The organism is Listeria rocourtiae subsp. hofi (genome assembly GCF_963575615.1).
Lineage (GTDB): Bacteria > Bacillota > Bacilli > Lactobacillales > Listeriaceae > Listeria_A > Listeria_A hofi.
This window is the reverse complement of the sequence record NZ_CAUYTL010000061.1, coordinates 1-8027: the sequence shown is the minus strand read 5'-3', so window position 1 is coordinate 8027 and position 8027 is coordinate 1. Positions and strand designations below refer to the sequence as shown.

9 protein-coding genes are annotated in these 8027 nt (G+C 39.9%); 4 read left to right on the top strand and 5 right to left on the bottom strand.

Annotated elements, in window-relative coordinates; genetic code table 11:
* Positions 1-109: 109 nt before the first annotated feature.
* Positions 110-739 carry a hypothetical protein gene (locus R8925_RS15385; RefSeq protein WP_430536671.1) on the bottom strand — a complete coding sequence of 210 codons (630 nt, stop codon included), beginning with the start codon at positions 737-739 and terminating at the stop codon, positions 110-112.
* Between the two features lie 636 nt (positions 740-1375).
* Between R8925_RS15385 and R8925_RS15380 the strand changes: the two genes are divergently transcribed.
* Positions 1376-1843 (top strand): DUF986 family protein, encoded by a 468-nt coding sequence (locus R8925_RS15380; RefSeq protein WP_430536670.1) that lies wholly within the window; start codon positions 1376-1378, stop codon positions 1841-1843.
* A 39-nt stretch (positions 1844-1882) separates the two neighbouring features.
* On the opposite strand, the gene R8925_RS15375 is transcribed toward R8925_RS15380, so the two are convergent.
* Both R8925_RS15375 and R8925_RS15370 read right to left on the bottom strand, forming a co-directional pair.
* Entirely contained in the window at positions 1883-2266 is a 384-nt protein-coding gene (locus R8925_RS15375; RefSeq protein ID WP_036070237.1) for a hypothetical protein, read from the bottom strand.
* Positions 2267-2336: 70 nt separating this feature from the next.
* Positions 2337-3479: a serine hydrolase domain-containing protein gene (locus tag R8925_RS15370; RefSeq protein ID WP_430536669.1), complete on the bottom strand. Its 1143-nt coding sequence runs from the start codon at positions 3477-3479 to the stop codon at positions 2337-2339.
* A 150-nt stretch (positions 3480-3629) separates the two neighbouring features.
* Between R8925_RS15370 and R8925_RS15365 the strand changes: the two genes are divergently transcribed.
* Entirely contained in the window at positions 3630-4508 is an 879-nt protein-coding gene (locus tag R8925_RS15365) for an ROK family protein (protein WP_430536668.1), read from the top strand.
* Positions 4509-4829: 321 nt separating this feature from the next.
* On the opposite strand, the gene R8925_RS15360 is transcribed toward R8925_RS15365, so the two are convergent.
* A complete protein-coding gene (locus tag R8925_RS15360) occupies positions 4830-5171 on the bottom strand; it encodes a hypothetical protein (protein WP_430536667.1) in 342 nt (113 codons plus the stop codon).
* Between the two features lie 184 nt (positions 5172-5355).
* On the opposite strand from R8925_RS15360, the gene R8925_RS15355 reads away from it, so the two are divergent.
* On the top strand, positions 5356-6087 hold the full coding sequence (locus tag R8925_RS15355) for a sirohydrochlorin chelatase (RefSeq protein WP_430536666.1): 732 nt from the start codon (positions 5356-5358) through the stop codon (positions 6085-6087).
* Between the two features lie 46 nt (positions 6088-6133).
* Here R8925_RS15355 and R8925_RS15350 read toward each other — a convergent pair whose 3' ends face one another.
* A complete protein-coding gene (locus tag R8925_RS15350) occupies positions 6134-7024 on the bottom strand; it encodes a diacylglycerol/lipid kinase family protein (protein ID WP_430536665.1) in 891 nt (296 codons plus the stop codon).
* A 166-nt stretch (positions 7025-7190) separates the two neighbouring features.
* Here R8925_RS15350 and R8925_RS15345 point away from each other — a divergent pair, with 166 nt between their 5' ends.
* Positions 7191-7952, top strand: a complete 762-nt coding sequence (locus tag R8925_RS15345; protein WP_430536664.1) for an alpha/beta hydrolase — start codon at positions 7191-7193, stop codon at positions 7950-7952.
* Positions 7953-8027 lie beyond the last annotated feature (75 nt).

The window sequence follows — 8027 nt, the reverse complement described above, 5'->3', positions numbered from 1 at the left end:
AGCTAACAGTTCCTACTGCCAAGCCTGTAGTGGACTTTCACCACCTAGCATTTGCGCATGCTGGGCGCACAAAAAACAGGATTTTCCGTTGTTGGAAAATCCTGTTTTTTCATTTGAAAACGATGTAAAGGATGGCAGTTTGTTCTCTATCTCTTAAAGCCTCTTTAGAAAAATCTTGATCGTTACTTTCCATCGGTTCTTTATTAAACAGCCACGTTTGCAACATATATTGTTTCCCTTTTTCTATTTTCCCATCATCAAATGGTTGTGTTTGTGCTGTGCTTGCTGCCTCCATTCCAAAAATTCCTTTTGGAATGATATAATTATCCTGCGAAATAGCCCCACCATGCTCAATTTTTGCTCGAATCTCTGTTGGTTTGAATACCTCAAAACCCGGTATTGCCCATAGAAGATGCCCATTTAAATCTGTCTCTCCATCACTACCGGTCATCGTTATCAATTCATGGATAACACGCTTATCACGCTTAAACACATCAAAGTAAACATTCACACTCTCCGCTTTCACATTATAATCTACCGTACCACTTGCTGCTAACAGTAAGGATTGTGGATCAGTCTTCACATCTACTGTATCTGCGTTGATATTTTTGATTTCACCATCCGGAACACCAGCTATTTTATCTCCTTGAAACGGCCAATAATTCATGTAATTTAAGTATATCAAAGCTCCGCCTACTACAATGATAACTACTCCCAAAATAATTAGAAATTTTTTCATATTAAGCTCCCTTTTAATTGCTTATTTTGCGTACTCGGTTTTTCTGGTAGCTCTCGAATTGACTGAACTACTTGTTCCCCTTCCTTATGGTATTTATCCATTTTTGATTTTGGTCCGTATTCTAAAACTTGTAAGTAAAAGTCTCCCATTTCTATGAGATATAGACGATTGAAGTAGGTAAATCCTGATTCTTTTGTTTCGAATTTACTAATTTCGCTGGGAATTTAGTTACTCCATAATCTTTTGGAAATTACTCTTCCACAATTTTTTTGTAAGATGCCAGGCTAACGCCACCTTCATAATCTTGAAAGTCTTCTTTTGGCTCGGTTAAGTCGTTTAGTGAAATGTTATCATCTTGCCAGCTCACTGCAAGCTCCGTATCCCCTGTCACTAAGATTAGACGAGCGCGATAACTAAAATTGATAGCCTTTTCATTTTTATTTTCCTCCCTTTTCCATGTTGCAACAAACCTAATGACTCCTCATTATAGTATGTGATTCGCTATTTCACAAGCACATTTTTCTTTTAGCGGGGAATCCTTAAGAAATACGCGAATTAGCGATGTGATTCTGTTCCTTTTTAAGGTAGATAATGATACAATGAGGGGAGAAATTTTATGAATGCAGGTGTAAATTAATGAGTATGGATGCAACAAATATTTTCCTCATTGTCATGATAATCGGCGCGTTTTTATTTTCCGTTTATGATGGCGTAGTTCTTCATTTTTGGAAAGGTAAAACGGTTCTCAGTGTCCCGCTTCGTTCGCGAGGAAAATGGGATGGATACATATTCGTCGGTCTGATTACGATGCTGTTTATCTCGAATGCGTTCTTGCGGCATGGGCCAGTCTCCACATCTGTCTTGTTAGCCATTCTAGGTATCCTTTTCTTCTATATTTGCTTTATCAGAAAAGGTCGCGTTATATTCAAAGAACACGGTTTCTTCTATGCCCTGCTCTTCTTTGAATATAAAAAAATGGAGCGCATTAATCTATCTGAAGACGGCGTACTGGTTATCGAAACCGGCCGTCAACGCCTACTTCTATTCGTTCGAAATGAGGAAGACTTGGAACAAATCTTGAAAATTTTCACTGAAAAAAGCTAAAAGAGTAGCGTTTGGGCATAATATCCAAACGCTACTTTTTTAAATTCCCACTTTACTCAAGTGAATCCGTTCTACTTCAAACTCAATAAATTTCCCGTGCAAGGCTTCGATTTGTTCGTCGTATTGCGTATTAAAACAAATGATGCTGTCCTCTAATCGCAAAACGGCAAAACCGTCCTCTTCATAGTCTTCTAACTGTCCAACTACGTGAACATGCGCATCCTCTGTCTTCTCCAAAATGCAATGCTTCTCGTCGCTTTCTGCCAGTTGCGCCGCCGTCAAATGCTGTGGTATTTCAATTTCTACAGTATATTTGCGATTTGACTCCGGCTCGTCATCATTCCAAATTCCTTCACACGTGCCGAAATCACTTTCAAATCTAACTTGCCCAGTCGCAAGCTTTTTCTGAATCCTAATTTCCACTAAAAAATTCCTCCTGAAGTTTTTTCGCTTTCGTATATTATAGCATGAAATTGGCAAATCGCATCTTTTTTTACTGTATTAAGCTATAAATTTCTTTCACAAGTGCACCATTGTCTTTTTCCATCCGCACATTTGAAAAAATAATGACTGCATCTTGATAATCTTTAGAAAAACTGTTTATTGTCTCATAATTATACAGTACACCGCGAGAAATATAAAAGTTTGACCTCGTGTAGAACCCATAACCATAGTCCCCTGCTCCTGCACGCAACATACTGGCCAAACTAGCTTGATTCACCAATTTCCCATCCGTTAACGCCTTATTAAACAGATAGATATCTTTCGGTGGCATATACATATTTCCTGCCCCAAATAGTTGTGAGGTATCCTGAACAAAGCTTGTTTTCGTCAATGTGCCATTTTTTAGTTTGTAGCTCATCGATTCATTAGGATGTGTAAAAAATGAATCACCAAATCCGGTCTCTTTCATACCCGCTGGCACTAAAATATGTTGTCTTAAATAGGCCTCTAAAGACTGATGAGACACTAATTCAACAAGACGACCCATCATCGCATAATTATCATCTTGATAATCCCACTTACCTGGTGGTTGCTTAATCCCTGCTGCCTCTATCTCTTCTACTATGTGCTGGGAAGTCACTTTCTGGTTTCCTTTTTTGCGCCCCGCTATACCAGATGTGTGCCCAAGGAAATTCTTAATTTTGATGTTTTGCCCATTAGGGAATGCTGGGAAATATTTAGCAATCGGATCTTCTACGTTCAGCAACCCTTTTTCTTGCAATTGCATAATGGCCGTCGCTACCACCGCTTTTTCCATCGAGCCTATAAAAAATAAACTCTGGCTCGTATTGGCTTCCCCAGTCATTCTATTTGCCAAACCATAGCCCTGATTGATAATGGCTTTATTATCTTTCACAATATAAGCTGTCCCATTGAATTGGTGTTGCTTCAAAAGTGAGTCAATTTTTGTTTTGAGCGAGGCGTGTGGATCAATCACGATATTGGTCTTCACATTTGCCGTCGACTCCTCATTCATACTCATTTCGTTTGCTGTTACCTTAGAATGCGCCTGTATAAATAAATACGCGCTTCCTAATCCCCCAAATAAAAAGCAAGCGATGACTGTAAAAATAATTCCTAGACGCCGTGTTTTACGTTTCTTACGCGCCCTCTCTGTTCGGCTCACATGCATTTTATTTCCTCCTTGCTCTAAATAAGTACGACATAATTGTAACACTTTGTAATATAATTGTAAAATATTTTTTGACTTTCTTTATACTTGTTTTTTCCTAAAAATACACGTATGCTTGATTTAATTCACCAAAAAGGAGTTCGAGAAACCATGACATTATTAGCATTCGATATGGGCGGTACAGCAGTCAAATACGCCGTGATAGAGCCAGATGGAACAATTGTGTCCAAAGGGAAATTCAAAACCCCTGACACCCTCGAAACACTCATAAAACAACTACAAACGACTAAAAATACATACAAATCTTATACACTGACTGGTATCGCCTTTAGTTGTCCAGGAGCCGTCAATAACGAAAGCGGTATCATAGGTGGTGCCAGTGCAATTCCCTATATTCATGATTTTCCATTTCGGCAACTACTAGAAGAGCAATTAGAGCTACCCATCACTCTTGAAAATGATGCCAATTGCGCAGCACTGGCCGAAACATGGCTCGGCGTTGCAAAAAAAGCCAGCGATATCCTCTTTATCATCGTCGGTTCAGGCATTGGCGGAGCCGTTATTAAAAATGGCAAAATCCACGCCGGCGCTCACCTTCACGGTGGCGAATTCGGCTATATGATCATGAATGACCTACTAGAAAATCTAAGCGATACAGGAACTGCTGTTAACGCCGCCTCACGCATTGCAAAACGAAAAGGCTTACCATCGCTATCCGGTATCGAAGCCTTCCAATTAAAAGATGCTGGCGACTCAATAGCTACAGAAGAAATTGATAGCATGTTCTGCAACCTTGCAAAAGGAATTTTTAACTTACAATATGTATACGACCCTGAACTTATCGTCATTGGTGGTGGGGTAAGCGAACGCGCAGATTTCCTTCCAGCCATCCAAGAACAGCTAGACACTCTCCTGCAGAAAATCACAATTGCAAAAGTAGCACCGAAGCTCGTCTCCTGTAAATTCGGAAATGATGCCAACCTAATCGGTGCCGTTGCAAACTTTAATCAAGTACACGCAGAAACATAGATGGGGCTGAGACATAACCCAAATAAATCGGCGACAAGCGCTCGCATTTGTTGGGGCTGTTCGAAATGGAATGAGTTACAGTCCCAATATACATGAGAGCAAAGCGAACATGTAATCCATCAGCGACTGTTCGAATAAAAAGAGTTACAGTCCCAATATAAGCGTGAACAAAGCGAGCGGTTGATCCAATCCAAATCCCCTGAATACAAACGCTTTCGCTCGATTTATACCAAGCAAGATTCGCATCCTACTCGAAAAAATGGATTTGTGATATCTTGCTTATTTTGTATGAAAATGAGTTTTGTCTTGGCCTCATCTATTTTATTTATTGCAAACTAATTTTTCCGCTTCGCCTCGTTCTGTGAGCACTTTCTCCAAAGCCAATAGCCATTTTTTCTGTTTATTAATCACGAATTGGAACCTTTCCCCTTTTTTCATCTCCACCTCAAGTAAATTAGCTAACATATCGCGCCCTAAAATCTTCGTCATCATACCTTCAATTCGCGCCACATCTTCAAACGAAATCATGACATCATCTGCAAAATAGTCATTTGGCTTGTGAATTAGATATTCTTTTGTTACGTAAAGCTTACCAGGAATCGGCTTGAATCCATTTTTCAAATTCGCCAGCCCTTTGTAGATTACATCTAGCGACTCACCCATAATTTGTTTCCTCCACATCTATTTTTCATGATTTATCGACATTCATTACATCGCCATATTCGTTCACAATTTGGTGACATTTAAAAATATTTTTTGTCAAAACAGCTTGGCTTCCACCTCTATGCAAGTTAAAATATAAAGTATACAACAGTGGAAGACATCACTTCGGAGGGAGCTAATCATTTTGCGCGCAATAATTTATATTGGCAATGGAACACAACTAGCTGAAGGCAATGCAGAATTTCGCACTTTTATTGCCGAGATTAAAAAGAAAAGACCCGAAACGATTCAAGAATTAGGTTTTCTTAGCATGAGTTATCCCACTATAGAAATTGCCTGTGAAAAGGCTATCGCTACCGGTGCAGACGAGCTCATCATCGTCCCAGTATTTCTATTTTCAGCAATCAACATCAAATATGAAATTCCTAAAATTCTTGACTCCCTTACAAGAAAGCATCCAGATATTACAATAAAAATGACCAAAACATTTGGCTTTGATCCAGAAATAATTGCATTAGCCAAAGAAAAAATACTACAAACCAATATTAATTTCACAAAATCAAAAGCTGTCTTGCTCGTTGGGCTCGGAAGCGAACGCGACAGTGAGCCTGCTAATCGTCTGTACAGCGTATCGCATCTTTTAGAAAAACAGCTACATCTCCCCGTTTTTCACAGTGAAATAAAGGGTGAGCCATGTTATCCAAAGGTTTTAGAAAATCTAATCACACAGTTCGACAAAATATATATTCTTCCCTATTTTCTATTCACTGGTGCCCATGTTGTCGCGATTGACCAAGAACGGCTACATCTACAGAAATTATATCCCGACTGCGAAACTGTTCTTTGCGAATCATTTCACTATCATCCCCTGCTAGAAACAGCAATTCTTCAAAAAATTACAGAGTTAATTGGTTGATTTTATATGCTGGAATCAAAGCGCTTCAGCATATAAAATCGCCTGTTTATTTAGTCGGAACTAAAACATCTAAGTGTTCACGCAAAACCTCAATCGCAATCGGGAAGGTATCTCCTGAATCACCATCAACATTGACTTTTACATCAGGGTCCGTGCAGGCAATTTCCAGTTTTGTGGTAGAGAAGTACATAACCCCATCTGCTTTTTTCAATGTACCTAGCGCAATTTGTGGTAATATTTTAGCGGCATCAATCAAACCTAGCTTCGTCAAAATAAAAACATGAATCAGTCCGTCATCTACCTCGGCCTCTGGAGCCCATTGCTCCATGCCACCGACTGAATTCGTCAAACTAGCGATAACTAGCCCTGCTTTGCCATCCCATTCACCGTCATCATACTTCACTTCAAATTCCAACAATTCATGACGTGCAAAAGCTTTCAACCCTTCCGCAAAATAGGCAACGGAGCCGAATTTTGTTTTTTGTTCAACGCTAACCTTGTCAACAGCCTCTGCAATCATACCAGCAGCCAGCACATTCATGAAATATGTATCGCCAATTTTCCCGATATCCATCGAACGCTTCCGAGCTGTTTCCAATGCCTTAATCGCACGATCCGGTCGCAATGGAACACCAAGAGAACGAGCCAAATCATTCACCGTTCCCAATGGAATAAAACCAAATGCAGGGCGATGTGGCTTCTCTGCGATACCATTGATAACCTCATTTAGCGTACCATCTCCGCCCATCGCAATAACCGCTTCATAATTATTATCAGCTGCAACTCGGGCAAATTCCGTCGCGTCCCCACCTTTTTGCGTCTCTTTCACCTCAACCTCGTCAAAACGCCTCAACAATGCTTGATATGCCCGATCTTTGTATACTTTCCCCTTCTCCTTACCAGAGGAAGGATTCACAATCAACATCGCTTTTCCCATTATGTATCACTCTCCTTCATTCTACTCCTTCCCATTATACCCTGTTCCCATCCCATAAAAACAGCAAAAACATCCCTTTTTGAGCAATTATTACTTGAAAAAATACTCATTTGGCGTTACAGTTAAAACATAGTATTTCACTTGGGTATCGCAAGGAGGTTTAAAAATGGAACGAATCACTTTCAAAAACGAAGCTGGATTAACGCTAGTTGGTCATTTTTATGCAGCTCCTTCAAAGTCTATCATCATTATGACGCATGGTTTTCTATCGAATAAATCGTCAAGCGGGCGTTTTGATCGTTTCGCCATAAAATTACAACAAAACGGCTATAACGTGCTAACCTATGATTGTAGTGGCTACGGAGAAAGCGATGATACAGCCATTCATTTTGCAAAACAAGTCACGGATTTACGAGCGGCTAAAAAATATAGTCACGAACTCGGCATGAAAAAGTTCGCATTTTGGGGACATAGTCTTGGTGGACGTTTATCACTGACTTGCTACGAATCAGATATTGATACGATGGTTTTAACAGGTCCAGTTACTGGTGCTATTGCCTATCAACATGTCGATGATTTTTCAGAAGAACAGGTCGCGCAATGCGAGTGTAACGGTAGCGCGGTTTTTTATGTCGATGATCCTTGGCGCACAGAGATTGTTTTAGATAAGCAGATGTTGGCAGATTTTAATCATATGGATCAAGCTGCAATTTTACAAAACGTTCATTGCCCGATTCTTGTTATTCACGGTACAGAAGGCGATTTGGAAAAAGAGCTCGCACAAATTACAAAACAAGGCGAGAAACTATTTCCAGCAGGGACAAAAATAATGGAACTAGACGGCGCAGATCACGGCTTTATGGAACAGTTAGACGAGATAGAAACTCTTGGTTTGCACTGGCTACATGAACACTTTTCGGTAAAATAAAAGAGGATGGGACAAAAGTTGATCTACAAATCAACGGATGTTCCATCCTCTTCTTACGATTAGTCAACCAATAAA

What these genes read in the sequence shown, in the direction of transcription:
- R8925_RS15365 (WP_430536668.1), top strand. Translation starts at nt 3,630, where the DNA reads ATGACATTATTAGCATTCGATATGGGCGGTACAGCAGTCAAATACGCC.
- R8925_RS15370 (WP_430536669.1), bottom strand. Translation starts at nt 3,479, where the DNA reads ATGCATGTGAGCCGAACAGAGAGGGCGCGTAAGAAACGTAAAACACGG.
- R8925_RS15380 (WP_430536670.1), top strand. Translation starts at nt 1,376, where the DNA reads ATGAGTATGGATGCAACAAATATTTTCCTCATTGTCATGATAATCGGC.
- R8925_RS15385 (WP_430536671.1), bottom strand. Translation starts at nt 739, where the DNA reads ATGAAAAAATTTCTAATTATTTTGGGAGTAGTTATCATTGTAGTAGGC.
- R8925_RS15350 (WP_430536665.1), bottom strand. Translation starts at nt 7,024, where the DNA reads ATGGGAAAAGCGATGTTGATTGTGAATCCTTCCTCTGGTAAGGAGAAG.
- R8925_RS15360 (WP_430536667.1), bottom strand. Translation starts at nt 5,171, where the DNA reads ATGGGTGAGTCGCTAGATGTAATCTACAAAGGGCTGGCGAATTTGAAA.
- R8925_RS15345 (WP_430536664.1), top strand. Translation starts at nt 7,191, where the DNA reads ATGGAACGAATCACTTTCAAAAACGAAGCTGGATTAACGCTAGTTGGT.